Origin of the sequence: Chroococcidiopsis sp. CCNUC1 (assembly GCF_023546805.1) — a bacterium.
GTDB lineage: Bacteria > Cyanobacteriota > Cyanobacteriia > Cyanobacteriales > Chroococcidiopsidaceae > Chroococcidiopsis > Chroococcidiopsis thermalis.
Window position 1 is genome coordinate 5,590,534 of record NZ_CP097480.1, and the last position, 26,220, is coordinate 5,616,753.

The window sequence follows — 26,220 nt, forward strand, 5'->3', positions numbered from 1 at the left end:
CCACAAGAGAGGCAAGCCGACAGGCGAGCGCTGGAGAGGGCGACCGAACCTAGAAAAGAGTATAGTTTGAAAGCGCCAACAAGCACAAGAGGTTGGTGTCGAATTAAAAGAAGATAATTGAGTTTAAGGAAAAAAACGGAGAGTTTGATCCTGGCTCAGGATGAACGCTGGCGGTATGCTTAACACATGCAAGTCGAACGGAGCTTTTCGGAGCTTAGTGGCGGACGGGTGAGTAACGCGTGAGAATCTGCCTTTTGGACCGGGACAACTGCTGGAAACGGCAGCTAAGACCGGATGTGCCCTTGGGTGAAATATTCATAGCCAAAAGAGGAGCTCGCGACCGATTAGCTAGTTGGTGGGGTAAGAGCCTACCAAGGCTGCGATCGGTAGCCGGTTTGAGAGGACGACCGGCCACACTGGGACTGAGACACGGCCCAGACTCCTACGGGAGGCAGCAGTGGGGAATTTTCCGCAATGGGCGAAAGCCTGACGGAGCAATACCGCGTGAGGGAGGAAGGCTCTTGGGTCGTAAACCTCTTTTCTCAGGGAAGAAGCAATGACGGTACCTGAGGAATCAGCATCGGCTAACTCCGTGCCAGCAGCCGCGGTAATACGGAGGATGCAAGCGTTATCCGGAATGATTGGGCGTAAAGCGTCCGCAGGTGGCACATCAAGTCTGCTGTCAAAGCCCCCAGCTTAACTGGGAAGAGGCGGTGGAAACTGGTGAGCTAGAGAGCAATAGGGGTAGAGGGAATTCCCGGTGTAGCGGTGAAATGCGTAGAGATCGGGAAGAACACCAGTGGCGAAAGCGCTCTACTAGGTTGCAACTGACACTGAGGGACGAAAGCTAGGGGAGCGAATGGGATTAGATACCCCAGTAGTCCTAGCCGTAAACGATGGATACTAGGCGTTTCTCGTATCGACCCGAGGAGTGCCGGAGCCAACGCGTTAAGTATCCCGCCTGGGGAGTACGCACGCAAGTGTGAAACTCAAAGGAATTGACGGGGGCCCGCACAAGCGGTGGAGTATGTGGTTTAATTCGATGCAACGCGAAGAACCTTACCAGGGCTTGACATGTCTGGAACCCGTGGGAAACTATGGGGTGCCGAAAGGAGCCAGAACACAGGTGGTGCATGGCTGTCGTCAGCTCGTGTCGTGAGATGTTGGGTTAAGTCCCGCAACGAGCGCAACCCTCGTGTTTAGTTGCCATCATTCAGTTGGGCACTCTAGACAGACTGCCGGTGACAAACCGGAGGAAGGTGGGGATGACGTCAAGTCAGCATGCCCCTTACGTCCTGGGCGACACACGTACTACAATGCTACGGACAACGGGAAGCCAACCAGCGATGGGGAGCAAAGCCCAGCAAACCGTAGCTCAGTTCAGATCGCAGGCTGCAACTCGCCTGCGTGAAGGCGGAATCGCTAGTAATCGCCGGTCAGCCATACGGCGGTGAATACGTTCCCGGGCCTTGTACACACCGCCCGTCACACCATGGAAGTTGGCCACGCCCGAAGTCATTACTCTAACCATTCGTGGAGGAGGATGCCGAAGGCAGGGCTGATGACTGGGGTGAAGTCGTAACAAGGTAGCCGTACCGGAAGGTGTGGCTGGATCACCTCCTTTACAGGGAGACCAACTTCAGTAACCAGTAGAGAGTGACCGGTGCCGATTGTATCGGCAAAGGCACTAACACCAAGCTGGAAACTGAGGACATCCCGAGGTCGGACGACACTGACAAAACAGCTCGAGTGCAGCAACGCTTTCAAACTAGAACTGGTTCGGTAGGAGCGGTACCACCAGTAGGGGCTATTAGCTCAGGTGGTTAGAGCGCACCCCTGATAAGGGTGAGGTCCCTGGTTCGAGTCCAGGATGGCCCACCTCAAAGAATTGAGAATTTCCAGTTCGAGATTCAAAAAAATTGAAACAAGCAATTGGTCAAGTCAAATCCAGTGGGATGTGATAGGCTAGTCAAGTTGAGTAAAATTCAGCACTGTCTGCGAGTGGAGACAACTGCTGGAAATTCTCCAGCGAGCACCTTGAAAACTGCATAGAGAAAAGAGAAATAGTCAGGTAGAAAACCAAGTATTTGCGAAATAACTGGTCAAGCGAAATACAGCTGACGGTGGATACCTAGACACGCAGAGGCGAAGAAGGACGTGGCGACCGACGAAAAGCTTCGGGGAGCTGGCAGCAAGCACTGAGCCGAAGATATCCGAATGGGGCAACCCCCTTGTACAGCCTGTTGAATCCATAGACAGGTATGAGCCAACCCAGCCAACTGAAACATCTTAGTAGCTGGAGGAAAAGAAATCAAACGAGATTCTCCCAGTAGTGGTGAGCGAAAGGAGAACAGCCTAAACCAGAGTACAAGTATTCTGGGGTAGTGGGACAGCGAGATGGAAGCACTAGACTAGACGAAACGATTGACAAATCGTACCAAAGAGGGTGATAGTCCCGTAGTCGAAAGTTGAAGTGCTACTAGCTGAATCCCGAGTAGCTAGGGACACGGGAAATCCCTAGTGAATCAGCCGAGACCACTCGGTAAGGCTAAATACTACTGCGTGAGCGATAGAGCAACAGTACCGCGAGGGAAAGGTGAAAAGAACCCCGATAAGGGGAGTGAAATAGAACATGAAACCGTCAGTTGACAAGCAGTGGAAGGATGATTCAACGTCCGACCGCGTGCCTGTTGAAGAATGAGCCGGCGAGTTATAGTCACTGGTATGGCGAATAGCCACAGCGAAAGCGAGTCTGAAGTGGGCGAATTATCAGTGTATATAGACCCGAACCTGGGTGATCTAACCATGGCCAGGATGAAGCTTGGGTAACACCAAGTGGAGGTCCGCACCGACCGATGTTGAAAAATCGGCGGATGAGCTGTGGTTAGGGGTGAAATGCCAATCGAACCCAGAGCTAGCTGGTTCTCCCCGAAATGTGTTGAGGCGCAGCGGTAAGTGATAATTGCTGGGGTAAAGCACTGTTTCGGTGCGGGCGGCCTCAAGCTGTACCAAATCGAGACAAACTCAGAATACCAGCAACAATCTTACTAGTGAGACGGTGGGGGATAAGCTTCATCGTCAAGAGGGAAACAGCCCAGACCGCCAGCTAAGGTCCCCAAATCAAAGTTAAGTGGCAAAGGAGGTGGGAGTGCACAGACAACCAGGAGGTTTGCCTAGAAGCAGCCATCCTTGAAAGAGTGCGTAATAGCTCACTGGTCAAGCGCTCCTGCGCCGAAAATGAACGGGACTAAACTTTGTACCGAAGCTGCGGACTTGTAGCGATACAAGTGGTAGGGGAGCGTTCTGCGATAGGGTGAAGCACTAGCGGCAAGCAGGTGTGGACGAAGCAGAAGTGAGAATGTCGGCTTGAGTAGCGCAAATATTGGTGAGAATCCAATACCCCGAAACCCTAAGGGTTCCTCCACAAGGCTCGTCCGTGGAGGGTTAGTCAGGACCTAAGGCGAGGCCGAACGGCGTAGTCGATGGACAACGGGCGAACAATCCCGTACTGAAGATTAGTTGTGCAGAGGGACGGAGAAGGCACGCACCAGCCAGATGTTGGTTACTGGCGCAATTAACCGAGGCATCGAGAAGCGGCGAAAACGCTTCGAGCTGGGGTTAAGAGACCGAGGGTCTACGGACCCGAAGTGGTAGCGGTCAAGCTTCCAAGAAAAGCTCTAAACACGTTAACTAATCGTCACCTGTACCCAAAACCGACACAGGTAGGGAGGTAGAGAATACTAAGGGGCGCGAGATAACTCTCTCTAAGGAACTCGGCAACATGGCCCCGTAACTTCGGAAGAAGGGGTGCCTACGCAAGTAGGTCGCAGTGAAGAGATCCAGGCGACTGTTTACCAAAAACACAGGTCTCCGCAAAGTCAATAGACGAGGTATGGGGGCTGACGCCTGCCCAGTGCCGGAAGGTTAAGGAAGTCGGTCAGGGCCTTGAGCCTAAAGCTGGCGACCGAAGCCCCGGTGAACGGCGGCCGTAACTATAACGGTCCTAAGGTAGCGAAATTCCTTGTCGGGTAAGTTCCGACCCGCACGAAAGGCGTAACGATCTGGATGGTGTCTCAGAGAGAGACTCGGCGAAATAGGAATGTCTGTGAAGATACGGACTACCTGCACCTGGACAGAAAGACCCTATGAAGCTTTACTGTAGCCTGGAATGGTGTTCGGGCTTTGCTTGCGCAGAATAGGTGGGAGGCAATGATTCACTCCTTGTGGGGAGTGAGGAGCCGCAATGTGAGATACCACTCTGGCGAGGCTAGAATTCTAACCCGCGACCGTTATCCGGTCGGGGAACAGTTTCAGGTGGGCAGTTTGACTGGGGCGGTCGCCTCCTAAAGTGTAACGGAGGCGCGCAAAGGTTCCCTCAGGCTGGTTGGAAATCAGCCGCAGAGTGTAAAGGCAAAAGGGAGCTTGACTGCAAGAGTGACAACTCGCGCAGGGTGGAAACACGGCCTTAGTGATCCGACGGTAGTGAGTGGAAGCGCCGTCGCTCAACGGATAAAAGTTACTCTAGGGATAACAGGCTGATCTCCCCCAAGAGTCCACATCGACGGGGAGGTTTGGCACCTCGATGTCGGCTCATCGCAACCTGGGGCGGAAGTACGTCCCAAGGGTTGGGCTGTTCGCCCATTAAAGCGGTACGTGAGCTGGGTTCAGAACGTCGTGAGACAGTTCGGTCCATATCCGGTGCAGGCGTTAGAGTATTGCGAGGAGCCTTCCTTAGTACGAGAGGACCGGGAAGGACGAACCGCTGGTGTACCAGTTATCGTGCCAACGGTAAACGCTGGGTAGCCAAGTTCGGAGCGGATAACCGCTGAAAGCATCTAAGTGGGAAGCCCACCTCCAGATGAGTACTCTCATGAATTAAATTCAGTAAGGTCACCCACAGAACATGGGTTGATAGGTCAGTGGTGGAAGCGTGGTAACACGTGCAGCCGACTGATACTAACAGACCGAGGGCTTGACCACAACCAAATCATTGGCGGACTTGACAATTTTCTCTTTCTATGCAGTCTTCAGGGTGACCTCCACCCGACAGCTTTCCTGGTGCGCATGGCGTTGTGGACCCACTCTGATTCCATCCCGAACTCAGGTGTGAAACGCGACTGCGGCGACGATACTCTGGGGGTCGCCCCACGGGACAATAGCTCCGCGCCAGGTCGATTTTTTGTATTAATGCAAAGCCCTCTTTTTCTATAGATGAAGGGGGCTTTATTTTTTTAATCTTTTTCGTCAAGTTCTAAGTCTATCTAGTATGTGTCAACTTGAAGAAAACTTCAATATGATATGACTGGACTTCTTAAGCGATCGCCTCTACCGATTTTTGTGCCTCGCAGTGCAATCCGTGGGCAATCCGAAACATTTCTTGCCCGACGTGCAAATAACGTTCATCATAGTTAAGCGGAAAGTAAGCTAATTCATCTAATCCATCCGCTACTTGATTAATACAGTAATAAAGATGCGCTGCTGCTTTGCCCATACTGGGAGGATTTGGCATTGAACGAAATGTCGTTTGAGCTTGTTTCAACCAGTCCTTACAATCGACGATGTAAGCCTGAAACTTGTCCAAAAGTTCGTCATCAAATGGATCGGCAGATAATTCTTCGATTTGTTGTTCTAAAGAGTTTAGGATTCGACATAGCGATCGATTGACAGGTTGATAAACTTGTTGCATCCATATTTCTATTTGCTCGTCAGCATCTCTACCACTAGGACGATTTTGGTAGGAAGATCGAGCATTTGGGCGTTGGGACGATCGCTGTTGTGTGGTAGTTGAATAAGGCGATCGCTTTGGCGCACCTGCTCCTAATTGGCGATCGTACTGCCGACGACTTTGAACGTCGCTCAACACTTCATAAGCAGCGTTAATCTGAATAATCCAATCGCGATCGCCTGTCTTAGGATTCGTATCGGGATGAAATTGCTTCACCAAGTGGCGATAGGCAGATTTGATCTCCGCTTGGCTGGCATGAGGTTGAATTCGTAGGGTTTCGTAGTGATTTGAGTGAGCCATTCAATCACTTTAGCGTTAACTAACCGTGGCGGGTAGTCTCGGCTCAAGATCTTGAAACAATGGCGTACTCAAGTAGCGTTCGCCAAAGCTAGGCTGAATCATCACAATTAGCTTGTCTTTATTTTCTGGACGCTGAGCTACCCGAACTGCCGCAGCCAGAGCCGATCCAGAAGAAATCCCCGATAGCAACCCTTCTTCCTTTGCCAAACGCCTACCGTAGGCGATCGACTCCTCATCAGTTACGGTAATGACTTCATCAATCAAGTCTACTTTCAGGACTTGCGGTACGAACCCAGCTCCAATTCCTTGAATTTTGTGGGGTCCTGGACGACCTCCCGATAGTACGGGACTGTTAGCTGGTTCGACTGCGATCGCTTTAAACCTGGGTTTTCTGGCTTTAATAACTTCCGCTACTCCAGTAATTGTTCCACCAGTGCCAACACCAGCAACTAAAATATCCACCTGACCATCTGTATCTTGCCAAATTTCTTCAGCCGTTGTCTCTTTGTGAATTTTGGGGTTAGCAGGGTTGCGGAATTGTTGCAACATGTAAGCATTCGACGTTGATTCCACAATTTCTTGTGCCCGCCGAATTGCACCACTCATCCCTTCGATGCCTGCTGTCAGTTCTAACTCTGCTCCGTAAGCCCGCAGCATAGCTCGACGTTCGGCACTCATAGTTTCCGGCATCGTCAAAATTAACTGATATCCCTTTGCTGCTGCTGCCATTGCCAGAGCAATACCCGTGTTACCAGAAGTTGGTTCGACTAAAATCGTTTTGCCAGGGGTAATCAATCCCTCCTGTTCGGCAGCATTAATCATGCTGATGCCAATTCGGTCTTTAACCGAAGCGGCAGGGTTCATGCTTTCCAGTTTTACGACAATTTGGGCAACACAGCCTTCAGCTTGCGGAATACGATTCAACTGTACTAGAGGAGTACGACCGATGAGTTCTGTAATATTTTGGGCAATACGCATAGTTTGTCCTTCGTCAGGTGTCATTTATCATTCGCGAGCAGCAATAGTAATTCCACTACTCACTACTCATTACTCACTGGCAATCAGATATAGTACATAATATCGAGTTGTCGTCTGGCAGCTATCTGTTCGCAAAGATTTTGTAAGGTATGCTGCTGCAAGACCATATTTGCCGCTTGTCGAGCTTCATGCCAAATCTCATGCACGACAGCTGTTTCTAACGTTCTAGGCTTACTTTCTTCTTCAGTAGCTCTTGCTTCTATACCTTCTAGGCAGACCAAAACCTCTAGTAAAGTAATTTTCCAAGGTTCTCGCGCTAGGATATAGCCTCCCTTGGCTCCCCGTTGGCTTTTGACTATACCACCGCGTCTTAAGGTTGCTAGTAGTTGCTCTAAGTAACGGTCTGGAATGTTTTGTTGAGCTGCTATTTGCCGAATTTGCAACGGTTCACCGCTTTGGTAGCGAGCTGCTAGCTCTGAGAGGGCAAGCAGAGCATATTCTGATTTACACGACAGTTCCACAAGCTAGTTCCAAGAAGTTGAAGGATATTTTAATTTTTAGTCTTAACTTCTCTATTATACCCCGGTTCTCCACTGGGGTTTGATAGATTTGTGATTTGTCACTTGTTATTTGTCAAGGGGTTCATCAAATGACAAAAGACAGATGACGAATGACCAACAAAAAACCCCGCTGCGATCGCGGGGTATGATAATTGAGAAAACGGCTAATTCCAGAACTAAGAGTCGCTCAAATTAGTCGGTCACCAAAACCTAGAAGTTGAATGTTGTGCGAAGCGTACCGATGATTGCATCTTCATCGCTGCCAGTTTGACCAACTCGGTTGAGCCAAATCACACCAGGAGTGACGGAAATATTATCGGTAAGTTGGTAGCGGTAGAAGCCTTCAACGTGGAGTCCATATTCATTACTGAAATCTCTGACACCAGGAGCATCTAGAGATGTTAATGTTGGTTGCACGCCAGCAAAAATACCTAACAAGTTACCTTCTTTACCCAGGTCAGAGAAAGCTACACCGCCACCAAATGACCAGATATCACCATTACCACGACCAATAAGAGTAGCATTGGTGTAAGATCCGAAGCCGCTGATCGAGATGGTGTCGCTTAATCTGAAAGAACCAGAAAGACCGTAGGAATTAGAAGAGATTGGGACAGTATCAGCACCTACAGCCGCACCCAAAAGCCTAGATGGATTGTTTGCCTCTAGCGTCCCAACAACACCAGTACTACCGGCGTAATTAAAGATATCGGAGTTTTCATCGTCATCTGGATTGAGGTTGCCGAGAGAAGCTCCGGTGTTGTATGCGTTAACATAAGTTGCTGCAAGGGCAATGCGATCGCCGAAGTTGAAGTTCAGCTGTCCTAATGCTGCATAATCACCGTTAAACAAGCCAGCCCCTTGACCTGGATCTTGAGCATTTCTAGCAAAATAGCCAGCTGTGATACTAGGTTTAAAACCACTGGCTTCGCCAAAAGGAGCGATGTTGATCCCCAAACCTGCACCACCCCCAATCCGATAGATCGGGTTTTCGGAAGCGAAGGTAGATATTGCCCCACGACCACCATCAAAGTCTTCAAAGAAGGGGTTGTTGGTAGGAGCGTAGTCGGCGTGAACGCCTCCCGCTGCGGCTAGATAAGCTCTGGAGTTTTCGCCAATTGGGAGTTTAAAGTCGTAGGCTGCCCAGTCTACCACAACATCATTACCATTGTCGGCTGGGTTGAAAGTGAGAGTGTTTTGGTAAGTATCTTCACCCACATCTAAGCGAGTCGCATTACCAGCTGATAAACGAGTGTGGAGGATATCGCTACCGGTGAAACTGGTTTGGAAATCCAATCGCACCCGATCTTGGAACACTGTATTAGCGTCGGTGTCTCCGCCAAAAGCATCACTGACAGCAGCGACCACTTCACCCACGAGTTTAGTGGTAGTCGAGAACTGATTCGCTTCGAGTTCTGCAACGTTAGCTTCTAGGCTGTCTACCCGTCCGCGTAGAGTTGCTAGTTCCGCAGAGAATTCTTCTTGCAATCTTTGCAGGGTAGCTAAGTCTTCCTTGCGAACTTGATCGGCTGTGCCAGCTGCAATCAATTCATTAACGCGATCGAGAGCAGCGTTCAAACCTGCGGCAAACTCATAACGAGTCATGGCACGGTTACCTCGAAACGTGCCATCGGGATAACCTGCAATTACGCCATAGCGTTCTACCAAGGATTGCAAGGCTTGGAATGCCCAGTCTGTAGGCTGTACGTCTGATAGCTGAGAGACTGAGGTTACCTGCGCGATGTTGTTGCGATCGCCTCGACCTTCATTACCATAACGGTTGATTTCGGAAATTGTATTGTCAGTTTCAGGGGCAGCAGGCACTTGTTGTGCAATTAGCGTTCCCTGTGGTTTTGTAACGCCACTATTGACAATACTTGTCTCTTTGGCTTCAATAGCAGCATTAAGTTCTGAAACTGCTGGAGCGCTGCTTGGTGTAGCAGCGATTGCCGATGTTGAAACTGCGAGTGCGGCAGTCAGCCACGCTGGGCTGAGAATAACGGTTTTCCACAATAACCTAGACATATTCCTTTTTTCCCTCACACCTTTAATCAATCTATATACTCAACTGTTACCTTCGTCTTGCGATCGCGGTACAGCTAGTTTACTAGTATCTGTAGATAAGATACTTCATATTTAGTTTAACTCCGTTCTCGAATAGTGCAATACTCAATCTAAAAAAAGATTAATAAAATCCAAAAAATATTATCTCACTCCAATCTCAATTCAAGCTTCAGCAAAATTTGCTACACAGCTCTACACTCTGGCTGAGTGACACTATTCAAACTGTCACTCAAAAGTTTACTTTCCAATTGCTTTGAACTACGCCTAGCCAGCGCGACGATTGTTGTGCGAACTACTGAAAGTATTGCCATTATTGTCAGTCTCAGCACAAAGTTGAAGCGAGCTTCACGCTCCCGCTGCTCGGGAAGAAATAACAGTTGAAGCGATCGGATTTTGAGATTTTCTCACCCTCGATCTTAACAAATTTTAAAATACTTTTTTCTATGTAATATATAAGTCAAATTAAATAATAATTTATCTATCTTGAAAGAAGATAACAAATTGTCAAACTTATTGCAGTAGCATGACCGTTATGCTTAAGAATAATAATGAGAGATGATGGCTTGCTAAGCTGCTTGAGCTAACTGAAAAAAAGCAAATTCTAACCCACTCATCCACTAACCAAGCATAAAAACTAGACGCATTCACTATCGGGTTAAATCAATGATTGAAAAAATTTTGCTTGCTGTCTCAGGACTGGGACACGCAGAAGAAATGCTCAAGAATTTGAAAGAGATTCCATCGATCGGACAGGCAAAAGTTACTGTTTTACATGTAGTTCCTTCCCAAGCAACTTCTGCTGGAATGACAACCAAGCTAGAGGAAGGTGACAAAATTATCGCAAATGCTGTGGAGTACTTAGGCTTAGATCCCAGCCGAACTGTTACTATGCTGCGACAGGGAGAACCCAAAGACGTAGTATGTCAAGTAGCAGATGAGATTGATGCTGACTTAATTATTATGGGTTCGCGAGGACTCAAGCGGTTGCAAGCAATTTTATCTAACTCTGTCAGTCAATACGTATTTCAGTTATCCTCGCGTCCTATGTTGCTGGTGAAGGATGACATTTACGTGAAGAAAATCAACCGTATCATGGTAGCTTATGACGGTTCCGATGCGGCAAAACAATGCTTGCAGTTAGCACTCTTTTTGCTGAGAGATATTAAAGGCGGTCAGCTAGTCTTAGCATACGTTAATAAGAATTTGAGCGGTAAACAAGGAGAAGTCGCCCTAGCAGCAGCAGAAAAAGATTCAGTTTTGGCTGGGGCGATCGCTGAAGCGAAAAAGCAAGGAGTGCAAACCCGCTGTGTTACTAGTATGGGCAAGCCAGGCGAAGAAATTTGCCGCTTAGCTGAAGATATGTCTGTAGACTTACTAATGCTGGGTTCACCCGATCGCCGTCCTTCCGTGGCTAAAAGTTTTGTTGACATCGATCGCTTAATCGGCTCATCGCTATCAGATTACGTTCGTGTCAATGCTACATGTCCCGTGCTGTTAGCGCGGACGGTTGGTTGAAGAGCAGGAAGAGAAAGTCGCAAAGCAAGACAAGTCACAATTCAATCCTACACCCCGTGAACTAATAACTAAAAACCTCTGTAGTTCTTTCTACAGAGGTTTTGTTTTTGATTCAAAGCAATTGACAAAACAGTGATAATTAATCTTTTTTTCCTTCGCGGCTAGCGGTTTGGATGTAAAGAATGATTAAAAATACAGATGGAACTAGCACAAATAAGATGCTTGCCACAAAGCCTAAATCGTTTACTTGCATCGCCAGAAAGCCTCTTTTATACGGGGGTTTGACTCTTTCAGGATATCATCAATGCGTGACACAGAGGGAGGGGCGAGTCAGCGACCAGTTGTCAGTTATCAGTAAAGAAAGGGTGTAGGGTGTAAGGCGTAAAGGGTGTAGGGTGTAAGGCGTGGGGAATTGGTAGTTGGTAGTTGGTAGTTGCTCCTGAAGCCCCTCAGCGACCTTGCGCTCTGCTACTCCTCTGCTCGATCGCTCCCTCATTTTGGTTTAGTGACAACGCTAACTGGTCCGTTGACTAAAGTTTGACAAGCAAGACGATAGTTAGCTGGCTTTTTCTTCAGCTTTTTGTTTTCAACTGGAGTGCGGGGTGAGAGATTTTCTACACCTTCAACAATCTCTACGATACAAGTACCGCATTGACCATAGCCGCCGCAGTTCATCATTTTGCCCCAAGTCGTATAAAGATCGATACCATTTTCTAGAGCTTTGATGCGGAGGTTTGCCCCATCAGCGGCGATCGCCTCCCGATTTTCTTGCACAAATTTGATGTTAGCCATAGCTGCTCTCTTTACCTGGGTTTCTGTCTCTCCGCCCTGCATCATAATACTTTGCTGAAACAAAAATTATACGTCTTGTTAATTATGTTAAATGATTGCGAAGTTTTATAAATGATTTTTTTAAAGAGTATCATGACAAATTGCGACGGCTAGCAGCAAACCTCAAGTATCGATAAATTCCCCAGGCGATCGCTCCAGGAATCGAATTGAGTGCCGAGCGACTCGCGATAAACCAGAAAATATCTGGTTCGAGTAGCTGGACGGGATGTAAAGGGCTAAGAGTTCTGACAAGCAGAAAAAAGCCAAAAATTGCATTACCACCGAGCATCAGGGCAAACGCAACCAAACCTCTTTGCCAGTAGCGATGGATAGATGTGATGCCAGAAATCAGGATAATTGATGGCTGATGCTGCACCTGTCGCCACCAGCTTTCCATGCGCCAAAAGAGCCAGAGGAAAAATGGAAATAATAAGTAGCTCAAAAGATTTATTGGTGGATTGTAGCGCCAAGCACTAGAAAATATATTGACGAGAGCATGACAAATAATTGCGTCGATCAAAAAGGCAAAAGGCAAGAGGCGAGAGGCAAGAGGTAACTTCTCCCTCAGCCTCCTGGGCTCCCTGGGCTCCCTCAGCTCTCTTCTTCCCTGCTCCCTTGCCAGAGCATAGCCAAAAGCTGCTGAGAACATGGCATGAATGGGAGTACCGATCGCGCGCTCGAATACAGTTGCTACGCCATTGGATAAATAAACCCAGCTTTCTTGAGCAGTGAACCCTAGAGCGATCGCGATTGTCTGTATGAAAATAGAGAGGGCAGGCGATCGCCCGTTACCTCTACGTCCTGCCAACCATTGAGAAGTAATGACTCCAGCTAACTTACATCCCTCTTCAATTGGGGCAATAAACACCAACTGACGTACAGCTACACCAGCAAGAGTGCGAGTAAATCTTTGCCAATCTTCCCACTGGCTGGTGAGATGCTCGAATATCCACTCTAGACCCAGAGCGATACTACCAAAAATTGCGCCCCAACCGAAGCACAGTAGTAATAGAAACAGGGGAGGTGGTGCAGTTGCCCGACGATAGTAATAAATCAGTAGCAATAGTGGCGGAATAACTGCCCAAATGAATTCGGAATTAAATACGTTCCACTCTGCTCGCGCACCACGCACCACGCACTACTAATCCTTCACCTGAGACACAATCGTCCGGTGGCGGGGGCTGTTACAGGTGATAGTAGGTGGATGGAAACCTGCTGCTACGATTGCTTGAGCAATATCCAACGTGAAATATTCGTCTAGATATGGCTCGGTACTTTTGAGTAGCGTCAAGATGTAGGGTGGCATCTGGGCATAGATTTCTGACTGGGGATTCATGTCCATAATTGCCAAATATCCGCCCGGACGCAACAACCGCTGCATCTCCTGCAATATCTGCCGCGTGGCTGACTGAGGCAATTCGTGACAGACAAGAAAAATCGAAACGAGATCGTAATTTGCCTCTGGTAGTCCTGTTGCTTCTGCGGCAGCGTGTACCCATTCGATTTCGCTCTGGTTTTGCTGCTGCGATCGCTGATGGGCAACGGCAAGAAAATAGGGTGATAAGTCTAAACCAGTAATTTTTGCTTGGGGATAGAGTGCTTTTAGAGCAAATGTACTCATACCCACGCTACAGCCTACATCAAGAATTGCTTGTGGGTTGTGAGGAAGTTGGCTTTTGACGATTTCATGATAGCTCTGACGAAGTTGAGCATCGCCAGCCGCGCCTGCATCAGACCAAATTCCTGCATGAACGGCACGCGCAGCGACTTCTACCTCAAAAGCTGCATCCCAACTGAGATTGCCTTGTTCGTAAGCGTGGAAAGAGCAGCAATAATACTCGGGATATTGCAATTGAGGATTGTATACCTGTTGCCAGTGGCTTTCCCATTCTTGAGAGCGTAATTCTCGGACTGTTTTGGTCCAGGGTACGCCGATTTTCTCTGCTCGTTTCACCATCATTTGCCGTGCTTGATGCTTAGCTAAGTTAGCTAGAGGCTGAATTGCCAGCACGGTGTTTACCAAGCGGGAACCTAGTCCCGTAGCAGTATTTGCAGCAACGGTCATGAGTAAGAGTTAAAACAATTGGTTGTTCTATAAACATTTCTGGTCGGCTAAAAGCCAACTGACGTTTTGTGTGGACTAAAAGCCAACAGGCATTTCTGGTTGGCTAAAAGCCAAGCAATACTGCAATTTTACAAGCTTTGGATCTTATGAGATAGGGGTGCGATCGCACCTATGTTTATCTTGCTCAACTCGGGATTAACCCAGGTTCCGAGTCTCAATTGTGGTCGTCAGGCGATCTAATGCTCCTGTCAATCTCTCTTGGGCAATGACAGTAGGATCGGGTGGTGCAGCTTCAGCAGCTTCTGGACTGCGGAAAAATCGGCGCTGGGCTTTTTCAAAGGCACGGATGATTAAGAAAAGGCAAAAGGCAATGACTACAAAGTTGAGAACAGCTGCTAGAAATACACCGTATTTGATGCCGTTGACCGATAAATTTTGTAAATCTTGAACGTTAGCAGCCTGCAATGCCGGATTGAGAATTACGGGCGTAATAATATCTTCTACGAAAGAGGTAACGATCTTGCCAAATGCGCCACCGATAACAACTGCAACTGCCAAGTCAATGACGTTGCCGCGCATGATAAACTTGCGAAAATCTGCCCAAAAACCGCCGCCATTACTACGTGCCATAAATTTGTCAATCTCCTTTTATGTAGAGATTTGATGTTTAGATGAGGATTATACAAGTTTTTTGGGTTTTTGCTCAAATGCAATCGCGCTATTTGTTACAAATGCTACATGTCATAGTTAAACTTTAGAAACAGCCGGACAACCCTGCACGTACCACCGCCAAGGGAGATCTACACCTTGAGATAGTCCGATCCGCGTTGTCTGGACGATCGCAAATTCTTGCTGACGTTGTTCGAGCCATAGCGGTTGTCCTGGTTGTAATATAGTTCCGTTTAAGCCGCGATCGATCTGCAAAACACGACATAGTTTACCTGGTCCAGCCGCTAGACGGTGCAAGTTTCCTTTACTACCAATTTCCCAGCCACTAGGCAAGCACTCCAGTTGTAAAGCGCGAATGAGTACGGCACTAGGAATTCCTTCGCAGTCCGTGACGACATTTAGGCAGTGGTACATGCCATAGATTTGATACACGTATGCTCTCCCTGCCATGCCAAATACAACTTGATTGCGCGGGGTGACACGCCGATAGGCATGAAAAGCTGGATCTCCAGGGGCATAAGCTTCTGTTTCGACGATCGCTCCCCTGAGAATTTGTCCAGACGGCAATTGCCTAACTAAAGTGCAGCCAAGTAATGCTGGTGCAACTTCAGTAGATGGACGGGTTAGGGTAGAAGGTTCTAAAATCTGATGGAAGAGAGTCAATTTACCAGCAATTATTTATTTACAATTGAACGGATGAAGGCTGTTAGCGATCGCCCGATCGCGCTCTGCTAATATCCCCAGGGTAGAAGTCTCTCGACTTCAAATCGTTGTGCTTGTCGAAATTAAAGAGAGGAATAATTAAGAAATGGATATCAAACTTGTCTTAGTAGGATTAACGGTTGTATTTACTGTTTGTTGCCTATTTTTTGGCACGAAAAACGGATTTTACGATTCAGACAACTACCACGGTAACGGCTCCGCCCATTAACAGTGACCAGTGACCAGTGACCAGTTATTAGTGAAGAGTTGTTAGTTGTGAGTGCGTGGGGTCTAATTGCGCATTATGAATTGAATTGCCCCCCGATCTTTCCCTAACCTGTCGCTTCTATTCGCTGCTCGCTTCATTCATGACCTAATTATCCTACAATTCATCGTTTCATATTTATCGCTGCGCTCCAACAGCGGCATTAGGTTTGAGTGGAGGGGAAGATGAGCGATCGCATGTCAGCATCCTCTATGCCTGTAGGGGAAGCAAATTCAGAACTAGAATGCTTTCCCTATGGTGTGAAGCATGGGGATGAAGGTGTCTGTTTGATGGTCAAGATGGGACCGTACCGCATTCTGCTCGATTGCGGATTGACGGACATTTCTGTTTTACAATCGGGACTAGAACAGCCTAAGTCTCATGGTTTACTTGTCGCTACCAACTTGCCAGTAGACCTAGTTCTATGCAGTCATGCTCATCCCGATCATGCTAAAGGTTTACTATCCCTGCATCGTGCCTTTCCGCAACTGCCAATTTATGCCAGCGAAGCAACAACTCGTCTGCTACCGCTGAATTGGTTAGATGAGGATGGAAAGATCCCGCAATTTTGTCAAGCGCTACCTTGGCGATCGCCTGTGGAATTTCAGGATGGATTGACGGCTGAATTATATCCTGCCGGACACTTACCAGGGGCAGCAGCCATTCTCCTTACCTACACGACTGGACGGCGCACTTATACAGTGTTTTACACGGGGGACTTTTTCTTATCTAACTCTCGCCTGGTGGAAGGGTTACCTTTAGAAGAGTTACGCGGTTTAGAACCAGATGTATTAATTATCGAAGGAACCTACGGCACGGCACGTCATCCGCACCGTCGCAACCAAGAAAATCAACTGGCTGAAAGAATTAATCGGGCGATCGCCAGTTCGTATTCTGTCCTTTTGCCTACATCGACTCTAGGTCTAGGTCAGGAAATTCTGATGCTGTTGCGCAGCCATCACAACTTTACCGGACGCAACCTCGATATTTGGGTTGATGGCAGTGTAGCTCAGGGCTGCGATGCCTATTTAGAATTACTACCACATTTCCCCACAGCAGTACAAAACTTTGCCAAACATCAATCTTTATTTTGGGATGAAAAGGTACGCCCGCGAGTCCGTCGCCTACCACTCGAACAGCGAGGAATTGTCGGTCAATCGCCCTGTATCGCGATCGCAGATAATGTTACTGATTTAAGTCAATACTGCCAACCCAACACCGGACCCTGGTTAGTTCTTCTGCCTGAAAATCCTGGTCATCCTAACGAGTTTCAACCCTCACTCTTCACTCCTCATTCCTCACCCCTAGTAGAGGTAGAAACCTACCTGCTAGCACAGCATAGCGACGGTCCTGGTACGACTCAACTCATTCACAACCTGCGACCGAAGCACGTTATTTTCGTTCATGGCGCTCCAACTTATCTAGCCGACCTAGCTAGCCTGGAAGAATTACGCAACCGCTACCACTTACATTCTCCAGCCGTTGGCACGCTTGTCGATTTACCCATCGGCGATGTTTTCGTTCAACCAGCTGCTCCAGAAACGAATTATGAAGGAGAACTTAACGAATTAGGTACTGTTGTAACTATTACCTTGCCTGATGCCATTACCGCCGATCCTCGCTGGCGCAATTTTGCCGATACAGGCTTAGTGGAAGCTCGCTGGCAAGGTGAAGACCTAGTTTTGCGGGGCTTGTCGCCCCGCGAGTTGATGAACCAAAATGGCGATCGCTTAGCCTGGACGGATTTGAGCTGCTGTGCTACCTGCAAGTTCCAGCGCGGGCAGCGCTGTTGGAATCCAGAGTCGCCCTTATTTGGCTTCAAGGTTACACCGGATGGCTACTGCCCTGCCTACGAACGCCAAGACGAATAAAACAAGTAAAGGCGTTTTAGATAACGCCTTTACTGATTAGAACTTATTCAGGATTAGAATCAGTAAAGCGATTGCGAATGCGCTCTGCTTCGGGGCAGTCGTCAGAAACTAAGGGTTCAGCATTGCCTCGCGGTACAGAAGCTAGCTTCTGAGTCACTGCACCAATACTTTCTAGGCGAACCATCTCCTCCCAAGAGCAGATTTCGTCTTCTTCTTCAGTTTCATATCTGAGAGTGACTAAATCGCCTTCGATATCGATGATGCGGGCTTTCTCGATCCAGCGTTGCTGATCCCGCAAGAAGATACATACTTCACGCCCATCGCAACACAGTTGATAAATCTTGCGGTGTAGCATTTATTGCTTCTACCTTTCTCAACGTCGTTATACCTGTGGACTGTTGGGCTAAACCCTACTATATAATACCCAGTTTGAGCTACTTAACTTTACTCCAATTTGGCAATTATATGTTTGTGTTTCAGTTTTTGCTTGTATTTCAGTTTCATATTATATTTCGACCGCCAGCTATTGATTGAAACTACTACTGAGTCTAGCGGACACTAAAGAAGCCTATTAGAAACTTCATCTGTCATTAGCAGCATTTCGCTTATCCTCGCACTCCGACCAATATCAGTGGCTATCGACCGCGCTACATGCATTAAGCAACTTGGAAATTTTTGTACCACCTTTACGCTAGACGTTTACTTAAACGAATCATGCCTTTCCCTCTGCCTCCTCGGCTTGAGTGGCATCCCTCTAAGCGTCAATTCGAGAAAACTCGACCTTATCAGCTCGATCTATTTTAATCAATTTTAACTCATTCTTTAGCATCTCATCAGCTTGAATAGAGAAAAATCAGGGTTTTCTATAAATCTTCCTCGCTCTTTGGCGCCATTTAACTAGTCATTTGTCATTGGTGAGTGGCTGGTGACCAGTGGTTAAACTCAATTCTTGTCACCAGCCACTCGTCACTAGTCAGTGATAACTGATTCAAACAACTGGCATCTGCGTTCTGTCTTGCTTGTGAATCCGGTCTGAGTAATGAGCTGCCGATCGCTGTTTTTCCGAGTCAGTATTCTCTCGACTAAGTTCTGTAGACGAGCTTTCCGAGCCATCATTGCTGGCGTACTATCCAGTCCGACTGTAGCTAAAATTGTTTCCCAACGGTAAACCCAATCATGTTTTAAGAGTGAGTTAACAACATTGTTAGTACGGATTTTTTGCAAGCGATCGGGCTGGGAGTCAAGTTCGGCTAGAATTTCAACTATATTAGGGGCATCGTAAGCAACTTGAATGACTGCATCCTCCCAGTCAAAATTTCGAGTAAAGGATTCGCATTCAGGGGGAACTCCTAGCATGACTGTTCCTGCTGCTGCACCTTCAAAAAAGCGTGCGCCTACTTCTTGTTGATCGCCAGTTGCATTTGCATCGTCAATCTTTGCTCGATTGGCAATAAAATAACGACTCTTTTTTAAAATATTTTTATATAAACTTCGATGATATCTATGATCGGCTGTGTATAGATCTTTGATAGTTTCATAGATATAAAAAAAATTAATTCTTTCAGATAAATTCAATAAAGCTTGATGCGTGACTTGCGAGCGGCGACCAACACTATAAAGATCGACGCTACGCTCTCTATTCAGCGGATAAGGACAGAACTTAATTGCATCAATTCCAAATGGAATGTATTCACAAGGACGCTGAATTATTTTGGAGACTCCCTCGATACTTTGGCTAAAGTTCATGAAAATATAGTCAATTTCTTGCAAAAAACTCAGCTGAACTTTCCATTTTTCAATATCTTTTGCCCAAATTTCATCGAGCCAAACTACTACTCTACGACATTTGTTTCGCCAGTTTCTTATTGAATTTATCGTTAGAATATCTAGAGGAGACTGACAGATGATAAAAAATAGTTCATACTCTTTATCCAGATTAAATTGCTTGAACAATGGATTAATTAGCCTGCTACTACCAACAGCTTGAGCCATAGTATTAGCAATTCTATTAGTAACTTTGAACAAGTCGGGATTAAAAACTGGTGTAAGTATATCGGCTGAGTCAAATTCACAAATCAAATCTTCTAGCTCGTATAAATAACAGCGGGCAACATGAAACTTTATCTTTCGCAAAGATAGTAATAGAATTCGAGCGTTTTTCTTAGCATCGAGATTGAAGATTACTGACATATAGCTTACCCCTACTCGAATATTTAAATTGATAGTTTAGTTTTGCAATAGCTACTGCTATGCCACAGCAAAATTCTTCGCTTGCCTATGCAAGCGATCGCATTTATGCAACTCGTGAATTTATCCGATTGAGTCTGCCGAATTACTACAACAGCTTTTACCAAACTTCCGCAAAATAGTCTAACAAATTATTTTGATATTTCGTAATAATTTGTTGACAATCAATGCAGTGAATTGATTTTAAAAAATCAAATCTTGCTATTAAATACTTAAACTAAAAAAGGCAAAGTTAGTAGAAACAGTGTATGTATGTAAGATGCTGCTGACGAAAACTAGTAAGAATTGCTTGCAGAAGTTGCTTAAACTCTTACCGTCTTGATAAACGTATTGTTTTATACTTTTTAGGTTACTTGCTCGATCTCAGATAAATTGTAAAATGGGCTACAAAATTTTCGAGTAAATGTAAAAATATATAACGATATTGGCTGTGACTTACGTAAGATCGCGGAGGTGTTTGGGTCGAGAAACTGCTAGCGCTTGTAGAAAAGTCGAAAATCTTCGTCTTGCTGACTTAATTGCGCCCATTCCACTCCGGCAGTTTGAAGCTTTGTCACCAATCGATCGCAAGCTGGACGTTCGGTAGCGTAGTGTCCGGCATCAATCAGAATTAAACCGCGATCGCGACTTTCTTGAAATTGATGAAACTTACAATCGGAAGTTAAATAAGCTTGCGCCCCTGTTTTTACCACATCCGAAATAAAACTAGCACCAGACCCACCTAAAACAGCTACTCGCTCGATTGGTTTTTGTAAATCTACTGTGGGGGAGAAAATCAGATCGGGAGGGTTCAGTACTGTTTGAATTTGTTGTAACAATTCTTGCAAAGGACAAGAAGGGTTAATCTCTCCCACACGACCATAGCCTAGTTCTGGCTGCGTCGGTACAATTGGCGCAACTTGCTTGAGATGTAATAACTGCGCTAGTACGTCAGCAGTACCGTCTGCTACTTGGTCAAAGTTAGTATGAGCTGTATAAACGCCGATCTGGTGACGAAAAGCTAGGCGCGTCATGTCCGCGATCGCATTTCCACTACACAAAGATTTCAGCGGACTAAAAATTAGTGGATGATGGGCAAAAATTAGATTGACTGGAATACCCAATTTTTGTAGTGCGATCGCCTCTTGCATCACAGCTAGAGTTGGTGTCAAGCATACCAGTACCCTTGCAGGTTGCTCTAATACTCCTGGTTCAATCTGCCAACCAGAATTATCCCAACTTTCTTGCCAAGCAGGATTTGCCCAATTTTCAAACCAATTTATTAAATCTGAGATTTTCATTGTGGCTGGTAATTGGTAATCAGTAATTGGTAATTGGTGAGAGATAAACTTTTATTTCCGACTTCCGCCTTCCGACTTATTAAGCAATATGAACGACGAGTTCTCTAATATGGCTGCGCTGACGGTGTTCCCAAATGTAAATTCCCTGCCAGGTTCCTAATAATAATTGTCTTCTAGAAATGGGAATTTGTTCGGAAGTGTGAGTTAGGGCTGTACGAATGTGGGCGGGCATATCATCTGCACCTTCAGCATTGTGGATGTAATTCGCTGATTCTGGTACGAGTTTTGCCATGAAGTTTGCTAAATCTTGCAGTACATCAGGATCGGCATTTTCTTGAATCACTAAACTTGCAGAAGTATGGCGCAAGAATAAACTACACAGTCCAGTTTCTACACCAGATTGAGCAACAATTGCTTCAATTTTAGCAGTGATGTTAGTAAAAGATTTACCAGTAGTAGAAAGTCTGAGAATATGTTGATGCATGGTCAGTTGTCAGTTATCAATTATCAGTTAATTCCGATTTATGACTTACGGCTTCAAGCACGGCTTGAGCGATCGCTTCGTTGCCGTCTTTCGCTATAGGTTGAGATTGTCGAGGCGGTTGTGGAGGTTGGTGGAGAAATTCCCAGTGGCTTTGAAAGAATTCTTCTGTGTTGAGAATTTGATGGTAAGAGTAATTTGCAATTCCATCAACTAAAAATTTAGCTTCGGCAAAGTCTTCACGAGTCAGGGTAACTATAGGAATTCCCACGCCAACTGCTTCAGCAAAAGTACCGTAACCTGGTTTAGAAATAACTCTGCCACAGAGGGGCATAAAATCAACTGGACGTAACTTTTGGTCAGTAATTTTGATTAAATTTGGTAAGTTTGGAGCTGTAACATCAAAAGTAAGGAACTGCCAATCGGGGAAAAGTTGAAGGTTTTCAAACGGAATTTGTTGTAGACCTAAACCACCAAAAGTGAGTAAGATAGTTTTTTCTGGTGGGGTACTGATACCCCAATTAGATCGTAGCGTGTCGATCGCGTGACGTGGTGAACCACCTGTTAAGCCAACATCGGTAATATTGGAAAAAGCACTCATCGGTTCGTGAAAAGGCAACCGAAATAGGCGATCGCATTGTGCGTAATGCTTGCCCATCCAATCGGCAAATTCCACAAATTCACCTCCCCAGTCGCGATAAATGAAATCCCATCCAAAGTTACTACTCATATAACAGGGAATACCTGCGGCATGGGCGATCGCTACTGCCAAAGGAGGGATATCGGCAAGGATCAGATTAACGCGATTTTGACGGATAAAGTTAACTTCTGAGGCAATTATCGAGCGTTCTTGTTTGCGGATTTGCTGTAGCTTTTCTAACGTGGCGACTTTGTCCATCGTTAAGCTATCTGACTGGATTACACCTAAATCGAAGGCGCGAGGACGATAGATAAAATCTCCTTCTATGTATGATTCCAGTAACCAACGGGGTGCGGTTGTCACCATGATGAGTAAGATATCGGGACACAACTGCTGGATCTTCGTTGCAAGTGAGGCGGTGCGGGTAGCATGTCCGAATCCGTGGTTGGTGATGGCTATGTATATGGTGGGTCTAGATTTTTCCATAAAAGTTAAAGACAGATTAGTGTCACGCAAAGGCGTAAAGTGTGCTTAGCGTCTTCGCGTGACATTTTAGCTTTGCTGGCAAAATCTCTCGATTTCTTCAATAAGGCGATCGATCTCGCAGGGGAGGGTAAAGTAGTGGACGCAAGCCCTGACGCAGCTTGGATCGACAAGAGTGCGTGTCATCAAGCGATTTGATTCGAGAAATTGGACGAGTTTTGCATGAAGAGAAGATCGATTTTTGAGTTGAAAGGAAACGAGTCCGGCTTGAGGTGGGGCGTGACGCAGGCAAATAATATCTGATAATTGGTTCAGACGTTGCCAGAGATATTGGCTGAGTTGGCAAATTTGTTGATAGCGTGACTCGGCGGTTCCCCATTGCTGATGGGTGGCGATCGCGGCTTTCAATCCGGCATACTGTGGAAAGGCTGATGTGGCGACTTCATAACGTCTACCGTCTGGTTGCCATGCTTGGGGCTGTCCCTTACTATCCATAACTATACTCCGCCAGCCGATGAAGGTAGGCTGTAAGGGAGGGCAGTTATCCGTGCCAAGAAGTGCTTCTGGACGGACGTATAAACCACCAACTCCGGCGGGTCCGCACATCCATTTATGACCCGTGAAGGCGTAGAAATCTGCCCCTAGTTGAGTCAAATTTAAGGGTAACAAGCCGACAGATTGCGCTGCATCGACTAGAATTTGCACGGGGCGATCGCCTTGATGCTGTTTGCATACTTCTACAATTTTGTCAACTGGCAAGACTTGACCCGTATTCCAGAGGATGTGACTGATGACAACTAGGCGGGTGCGGGGTGTGAGGTGTTGGGCGATGACTGCGGCTGGATCTCCTTGGTTCAGCGTCGCCATGAGGGGACAGGTAGAAACTTCTACACCGAATCTTCGAGTAATTTCTTGGGTAGTGGCGATGACTCCTGGGTGTTCGCAGTCTGAGAGTAAGATGTGGTCTTTTGCTTGCCAGTCAATCCCCCATAAGGCAATGTTACAGCCTACAGTGACATCTTCGGTGAGGGTAATGGTTTCGGGTGGGGCGTTTAGTTCAGTGGCAATTGCCTGTCTGGTTTTCTCGGTTTCTTGAGTAATCCAAGCGTTAACTTGAGAGGAGAAGGGACCGTTAAGTTGAATGTATTCGTGGGCAGCAATAATTGCGTCTATGGCTGCTTGAGGCATCGGTCCTTGCCCCCCATAATTGAAGTAAGATTTATTTGCCAGGGCAGGGAATTGCTGGCGATGTTGTTCGGTTCGGGTTTGTGCCGCAGAGATGCTCGTCATGGTGTAGCAAGCGGGGAAAAAAGCCATTCGCTCACTCTAGCATTATCTTTATCCTGTTGCTGTGGTAGGAGAGGCGCGATCGCTTGGGATATCAGGAAGAAATGGTTAAGTACATCAAAGTGCTGCGGCGATCGTAATACAATACATTTGTTCTAGTACATGCGAGAGGCTTTTATGACTCTAGGAACGATGAACCACCTCTGCCTCACAGTCAAAAGTTTAGAACAATCCGAACCTTTTTACGATGCGATTCTAGGCTTTATGGGCTACCAGCAGGTAGAAAAAAATGATATCTATATTATGTGGTGGTTGCAGGATGCTGGAGCAATTGAAATTACTGTTGCTAATCCAGATTCGCCTAACAAATTTCACGATCGCTACTCCCCAGGCTTCCACCATCTGGCATTTAATGCCGATAGTCGGGAGCAAGTAGATAACTTATACAAATTAGTTCAAGAAATGGGCGCGACAGTCCTCGATCCTCCCGCAGAATATCAATATTCACCTGGTTACTACGCCGTTTTCTTTGCCGATCCTGATGGGCTAAAATTGGAGTTAGTTCATATGCCTGTTTTGCCTGAGTAGGTGCGATTGTTTTATCCAAAAGGATGAGGCGAATGAAGTGAGAAATTAAGAGAATTGCAAAGGGAAAATGAGCCGAGAAAACACAACCAAGAGTAAACGTTTTCTAGATATTGTACCGCATTCGCCCATTCTATCTAGTCAAGCAACTGGCTTAGACCTTATTCGTGTCGAACATCATTATCAACCTGCAAATGGATTATCTGAATGCTGTCTTCCTCAGCATCTAATTAGCATTCATCTTGGACACCCAATTCAACTAGAGCGAACAGCAGAGGGACAATGTATTAGCGAATGTCTGATACAAGGTGACATCATGATTACGCCGCCTTATCTGTATCGCAAATTAGCTTGGGATCGTGATGCTGACTTCCTGTTACTTCGTCTTGACAGTAAGCTTTTCGTATCTGCTTTTTATGAATCAGCGAATATTGAAATTATCCCACAGTTCAAACTTCACGATCCACTCATTCAACAAATTGGTTTAGCACTCAAATCGGAATTAGAATTAGAGGGATTAAGCGATCGCCTCTATGCAGAATCAATGGCAAATGCATTAGTAGTGCATCTTTTAAAACATTACTCAGTACGGAAATATAAAGTTCGCAATTGCGCTGGTGGTTTATCTAAATTAAAAATCAAACAGGTGATTGATTACATTCACGACAACTTGGAGCAAAATCTGACCTTAGTAGAGATAGCTGCTGTCATTCAAATAAGTCCCTATCACTTTGCTCGTTTATTTAAACAATCTATAGGAATTACACCCCACCAGTACGTAATTAGCAAACGAATTGAGAAAGCAAAACAATTGCTAGAAGAACACAACTCGATTGTTCTTGTTGCAGAGAAGGTGGGATTTCAAAGCCAAAGTCACTTTACAAAGATGTTTCGTAAATATACAGGGATAACTCCCCAAGCTTATAAAAAATTGCTGTAAATCCAGCAAGATTGTTACAACTTTAGCAAGAATGCGTGAGACAAGACGATAAAAAGACTTTACTATAACTGGCAAGTTAGTGTAGCATTAATGTAGAAAATCTAAGATGATTCAAATAGATAGCACCAATGCCGTTACTGTCGGGCTAGATCTTTACAGCGTCGCCCCAAGGCATCAAGATGCTTTAGTAGAAGCAATTGTACAACAACAGATTGAATCTTGGTTATCTAGCAATTTCTTAAAATCTGCTAGCGTTCATAAAAGTTTAGATGGCGTTCGTGTCTTTACCTATAGCCAGTGGATGCATAAATTCGATTATCGCAATTTATCACGCCCAACTATTTTTACTGAATTTTTTCCTCCCGATTCCCATTTACTCGAAGTGTTCGCTAGCCGATCTCTATCTCAAGAAGTTTCGATTGTTGCAGGCGATCGCATCACTCATTTAGCAGAGTTTAGAATGATTTCTGCTAATCAGCAAGAAATGGTGAAACGCGCATCAGCTGAACTCGATCGCGCTATGAATAATTCACCAGGTTTGATTTCGGCTACTTTTCATCGTAGTCTAGATGGTACGAGAGTTTTCAACTATGGGCAATGGGAGAGCCAAGAAGCATTTGAAGCTATTTTGAAGCAGCCTGGATTTAATCCAGATGAGCCTTATTGGGCGGGAATTGCTCGTAACGAATTCCATCTCTATCAAGTCGTTCATGCATACGAAAAATAGACTTAAGT

Annotated in this window: 23 protein-coding genes, 1 tRNA gene and 3 rRNA genes; 10 read left to right on the plus strand and 17 right to left on the minus strand. The window is 46.1% G+C overall.

The window, feature by feature from the left end; translation table 11 throughout:
• Positions 1–132: 132 nt before the first annotated feature.
• The 4 genes from M5J74_RS25830 (at position 133) to rrf (ending at position 5,172) form a co-directional block, all read left to right on the plus strand.
• Positions 133–1,624: ribosomal RNA gene (locus tag M5J74_RS25830) — 16S ribosomal RNA — on the plus strand.
• A gap of 180 nt (positions 1,625–1,804) precedes the next feature.
• Positions 1,805–1,878, plus strand: a tRNA-Ile gene (locus M5J74_RS25835).
• Between the two features lie 222 nt (positions 1,879–2,100).
• Positions 2,101–4,980 (plus strand): 23S ribosomal RNA (locus tag M5J74_RS25840).
• Between the two features lie 74 nt (positions 4,981–5,054).
• Positions 5,055–5,172: ribosomal RNA gene (gene rrf / locus M5J74_RS25845) — 5S ribosomal RNA — on the plus strand.
• The 16S, 23S and 5S rRNA genes sit together here with 1 tRNA gene alongside, the layout of an rRNA operon.
• A gap of 139 nt (positions 5,173–5,311) precedes the next feature.
• Here the strand turns inward: rrf and M5J74_RS25850 are convergent.
• From M5J74_RS25850 to M5J74_RS25865, 4 genes are all read right to left on the minus strand, one after another.
• Entirely contained in the window at positions 5,312–6,025 is a 714-nt protein-coding gene (locus tag M5J74_RS25850; RefSeq protein WP_015157490.1) for a J domain-containing protein, read from the minus strand.
• A 15-nt stretch (positions 6,026–6,040) separates the two neighbouring features.
• Positions 6,041–7,003 carry a cysteine synthase A gene (cysK, locus tag M5J74_RS25855; protein WP_041463597.1) on the minus strand — a complete coding sequence of 321 codons (963 nt, stop codon included), beginning with the start codon at positions 7,001–7,003 and terminating at the stop codon, positions 6,041–6,043.
• Positions 7,004–7,086: 83 nt separating this feature from the next.
• Positions 7,087–7,524: an Rrf2 family transcriptional regulator gene (locus tag M5J74_RS25860; RefSeq protein ID WP_015157488.1), complete on the minus strand. Its 438-nt coding sequence runs from the start codon at positions 7,522–7,524 to the stop codon at positions 7,087–7,089.
• 249 nt (positions 7,525–7,773) lie between these two features.
• The gene (locus tag M5J74_RS25865; protein ID WP_015157487.1) at positions 7,774–9,585 is read right to left on the minus strand and encodes an iron uptake porin; all 1,812 of its coding nucleotides are present in this window, start codon (positions 9,583–9,585) and stop codon (positions 7,774–7,776) included.
• 702 nt (positions 9,586–10,287) lie between these two features.
• On the opposite strand from M5J74_RS25865, the gene M5J74_RS25870 reads away from it, so the two are divergent.
• The gene (locus tag M5J74_RS25870) at positions 10,288–11,139 is read left to right on the plus strand and encodes a universal stress protein (protein WP_106168770.1); all 852 of its coding nucleotides are present in this window, start codon (positions 10,288–10,290) and stop codon (positions 11,137–11,139) included.
• Between the two features lie 139 nt (positions 11,140–11,278).
• Here the strand turns inward: M5J74_RS25870 and psbM are convergent, their stop codons facing one another.
• From psbM to M5J74_RS25905, 7 genes are all read right to left on the minus strand, one after another.
• Complete coding sequence (gene psbM / locus M5J74_RS25875; protein ID WP_015157485.1) at positions 11,279–11,392, minus strand: photosystem II reaction center protein PsbM; 114 nt, start codon at positions 11,390–11,392, stop codon at positions 11,279–11,281.
• A gap of 48 nt (positions 11,393–11,440) precedes the next feature.
• Positions 11,441–11,635, minus strand: coding sequence for a hypothetical protein (locus tag M5J74_RS25880; protein WP_250014062.1), 195 nt, complete (start codon positions 11,633–11,635; stop codon positions 11,441–11,443).
• Positions 11,632–11,931 (minus strand): 2Fe-2S iron-sulfur cluster-binding protein, encoded by a 300-nt coding sequence (locus M5J74_RS25885; protein WP_041463596.1) that lies wholly within the window; start codon positions 11,929–11,931, stop codon positions 11,632–11,634. Before M5J74_RS25885 ends, M5J74_RS25880 begins: the two co-directional genes overlap by 4 nt.
• A 130-nt stretch (positions 11,932–12,061) precedes the next feature.
• Complete coding sequence (locus tag M5J74_RS25890; RefSeq protein WP_106168769.1) at positions 12,062–13,105, minus strand: PrsW family glutamic-type intramembrane protease; 1,044 nt, start codon at positions 13,103–13,105, stop codon at positions 12,062–12,064.
• Positions 13,106–13,111: 6 nt separating this feature from the next.
• Positions 13,112–14,035 (minus strand): class I SAM-dependent methyltransferase, encoded by a 924-nt coding sequence (locus tag M5J74_RS25895; protein ID WP_127023103.1) that lies wholly within the window; start codon positions 14,033–14,035, stop codon positions 13,112–13,114.
• Between the two features lie 195 nt (positions 14,036–14,230).
• Positions 14,231–14,665, minus strand: a complete 435-nt coding sequence (mscL, locus tag M5J74_RS25900; protein ID WP_106170586.1) for a large conductance mechanosensitive channel protein MscL — start codon at positions 14,663–14,665, stop codon at positions 14,231–14,233.
• A gap of 117 nt (positions 14,666–14,782) precedes the next feature.
• Positions 14,783–15,367, minus strand: coding sequence for a DNA-3-methyladenine glycosylase (locus M5J74_RS25905; RefSeq protein WP_015157480.1), 585 nt, complete (start codon positions 15,365–15,367; stop codon positions 14,783–14,785).
• Between the two features lie 145 nt (positions 15,368–15,512).
• Between M5J74_RS25905 and M5J74_RS32935 the strand changes: the two genes are divergently transcribed.
• Complete coding sequence (locus M5J74_RS32935) at positions 15,513–15,635, plus strand: hypothetical protein (RefSeq protein ID WP_015157479.1); 123 nt, start codon at positions 15,513–15,515, stop codon at positions 15,633–15,635.
• A gap of 221 nt (positions 15,636–15,856) precedes the next feature.
• The gene (locus M5J74_RS25910) at positions 15,857–17,542 is read left to right on the plus strand and encodes an MBL fold metallo-hydrolase (protein WP_015157478.1); all 1,686 of its coding nucleotides are present in this window, start codon (positions 15,857–15,859) and stop codon (positions 17,540–17,542) included.
• A gap of 43 nt (positions 17,543–17,585) precedes the next feature.
• Here M5J74_RS25910 and M5J74_RS25915 read toward each other — a convergent pair whose 3' ends face one another.
• The 6 genes from M5J74_RS25915 to M5J74_RS25940 all read right to left on the minus strand — a co-directional run bounded on the left by M5J74_RS25915 (position 17,586) and on the right by M5J74_RS25940 (position 23,963).
• A complete protein-coding gene (locus M5J74_RS25915) occupies positions 17,586–17,897 on the minus strand; it encodes a DUF6679 family protein (protein WP_015157477.1) in 312 nt (103 codons plus the stop codon).
• Positions 17,898–18,511: 614 nt separating this feature from the next.
• Positions 18,512–19,732, minus strand: coding sequence for a glycosyltransferase (locus tag M5J74_RS25920; protein WP_127023105.1), 1,221 nt, complete (start codon positions 19,730–19,732; stop codon positions 18,512–18,514).
• A gap of 530 nt (positions 19,733–20,262) precedes the next feature.
• Positions 20,263–21,069, minus strand: coding sequence for a Nif3-like dinuclear metal center hexameric protein (locus M5J74_RS25925; protein WP_250014078.1), 807 nt, complete (start codon positions 21,067–21,069; stop codon positions 20,263–20,265).
• A 79-nt stretch (positions 21,070–21,148) separates the two neighbouring features.
• On the minus strand, positions 21,149–21,553 hold the full coding sequence (locus M5J74_RS25930; protein WP_250014089.1) for a secondary thiamine-phosphate synthase enzyme YjbQ: 405 nt from the start codon (positions 21,551–21,553) through the stop codon (positions 21,149–21,151).
• A gap of 16 nt (positions 21,554–21,569) precedes the next feature.
• Complete coding sequence (locus M5J74_RS25935) at positions 21,570–22,676, minus strand: glycosyl transferase (RefSeq protein WP_250014097.1); 1,107 nt, start codon at positions 22,674–22,676, stop codon at positions 21,570–21,572.
• A 66-nt stretch (positions 22,677–22,742) separates the two neighbouring features.
• Positions 22,743–23,963: an aminotransferase class V-fold PLP-dependent enzyme gene (locus tag M5J74_RS25940; protein ID WP_371934086.1), complete on the minus strand. Its 1,221-nt coding sequence runs from the start codon at positions 23,961–23,963 to the stop codon at positions 22,743–22,745.
• A gap of 174 nt (positions 23,964–24,137) precedes the next feature.
• Between M5J74_RS25940 and M5J74_RS25945 the strand changes: the two genes are divergently transcribed.
• From M5J74_RS25945 to M5J74_RS25955, 3 genes are all read left to right on the plus strand, one after another.
• Complete coding sequence (locus M5J74_RS25945; protein ID WP_106169009.1) at positions 24,138–24,548, plus strand: VOC family protein; 411 nt, start codon at positions 24,138–24,140, stop codon at positions 24,546–24,548.
• A gap of 67 nt (positions 24,549–24,615) precedes the next feature.
• The gene (locus M5J74_RS25950) at positions 24,616–25,485 is read left to right on the plus strand and encodes an AraC family transcriptional regulator (RefSeq protein WP_250014101.1); all 870 of its coding nucleotides are present in this window, start codon (positions 24,616–24,618) and stop codon (positions 25,483–25,485) included.
• Positions 25,486–25,591: 106 nt separating this feature from the next.
• Positions 25,592–26,212 carry an antibiotic biosynthesis monooxygenase gene (locus M5J74_RS25955; protein WP_250014103.1) on the plus strand — a complete coding sequence of 207 codons (621 nt, stop codon included), beginning with the start codon at positions 25,592–25,594 and terminating at the stop codon, positions 26,210–26,212.
• Positions 26,213–26,220 lie beyond the last annotated feature (8 nt).

Coding starts and splice junctions, on each gene's coding strand:
- M5J74_RS25850 (WP_015157490.1), bottom strand. CDS start 6,025: ATGGCTCACTCAAATCACTACGAAACCCTACGAATTCAACCTCATGCC.
- cysK (WP_041463597.1), bottom strand. CDS start 7,003: ATGCGTATTGCCCAAAATATTACAGAACTCATCGGTCGTACTCCTCTA.
- M5J74_RS25865 (WP_015157487.1), bottom strand. CDS start 9,585: ATGTCTAGGTTATTGTGGAAAACCGTTATTCTCAGCCCAGCGTGGCTG.
- M5J74_RS25870 (WP_106168770.1), top strand. CDS start 10,288: ATGATTGAAAAAATTTTGCTTGCTGTCTCAGGACTGGGACACGCAGAA.
- psbM (WP_015157485.1), bottom strand. CDS start 11,392: ATGCAAGTAAACGATTTAGGCTTTGTGGCAAGCATCTTATTTGTGCTA.
- M5J74_RS25880 (WP_250014062.1), bottom strand. CDS start 11,635: ATGAGGGAGCGATCGAGCAGAGGAGTAGCAGAGCGCAAGGTCGCTGAG.
- M5J74_RS25885 (WP_041463596.1), bottom strand. CDS start 11,931: ATGGCTAACATCAAATTTGTGCAAGAAAATCGGGAGGCGATCGCCGCT.
- M5J74_RS25895 (WP_127023103.1), bottom strand. CDS start 14,035: ATGACCGTTGCTGCAAATACTGCTACGGGACTAGGTTCCCGCTTGGTA.
- mscL (WP_106170586.1), bottom strand. CDS start 14,665: ATGGCACGTAGTAATGGCGGCGGTTTTTGGGCAGATTTTCGCAAGTTT.
- M5J74_RS32935 (WP_015157479.1), top strand. CDS start 15,513: ATGGATATCAAACTTGTCTTAGTAGGATTAACGGTTGTATTTACTGTT.
- M5J74_RS25910 (WP_015157478.1), top strand. CDS start 15,857: ATGAGCGATCGCATGTCAGCATCCTCTATGCCTGTAGGGGAAGCAAAT.
- M5J74_RS25915 (WP_015157477.1), bottom strand. CDS start 17,897: ATGCTACACCGCAAGATTTATCAACTGTGTTGCGATGGGCGTGAAGTA.
- M5J74_RS25920 (WP_127023105.1), bottom strand. CDS start 19,732: ATGTCAGTAATCTTCAATCTCGATGCTAAGAAAAACGCTCGAATTCTA.
- M5J74_RS25925 (WP_250014078.1), bottom strand. CDS start 21,069: ATGAAAATCTCAGATTTAATAAATTGGTTTGAAAATTGGGCAAATCCT.
- M5J74_RS25930 (WP_250014089.1), bottom strand. CDS start 21,553: ATGCATCAACATATTCTCAGACTTTCTACTACTGGTAAATCTTTTACT.
- M5J74_RS25935 (WP_250014097.1), bottom strand. CDS start 22,676: ATGGAAAAATCTAGACCCACCATATACATAGCCATCACCAACCACGGA.
- M5J74_RS25940 (WP_371934086.1), bottom strand. CDS start 23,963: ATGACGAGCATCTCTGCGGCACAAACCCGAACCGAACAACATCGCCAG.
- M5J74_RS25945 (WP_106169009.1), top strand. CDS start 24,138: ATGACTCTAGGAACGATGAACCACCTCTGCCTCACAGTCAAAAGTTTA.
- M5J74_RS25950 (WP_250014101.1), top strand. CDS start 24,616: ATGAGCCGAGAAAACACAACCAAGAGTAAACGTTTTCTAGATATTGTA.
- M5J74_RS25955 (WP_250014103.1), top strand. CDS start 25,592: ATGATTCAAATAGATAGCACCAATGCCGTTACTGTCGGGCTAGATCTT.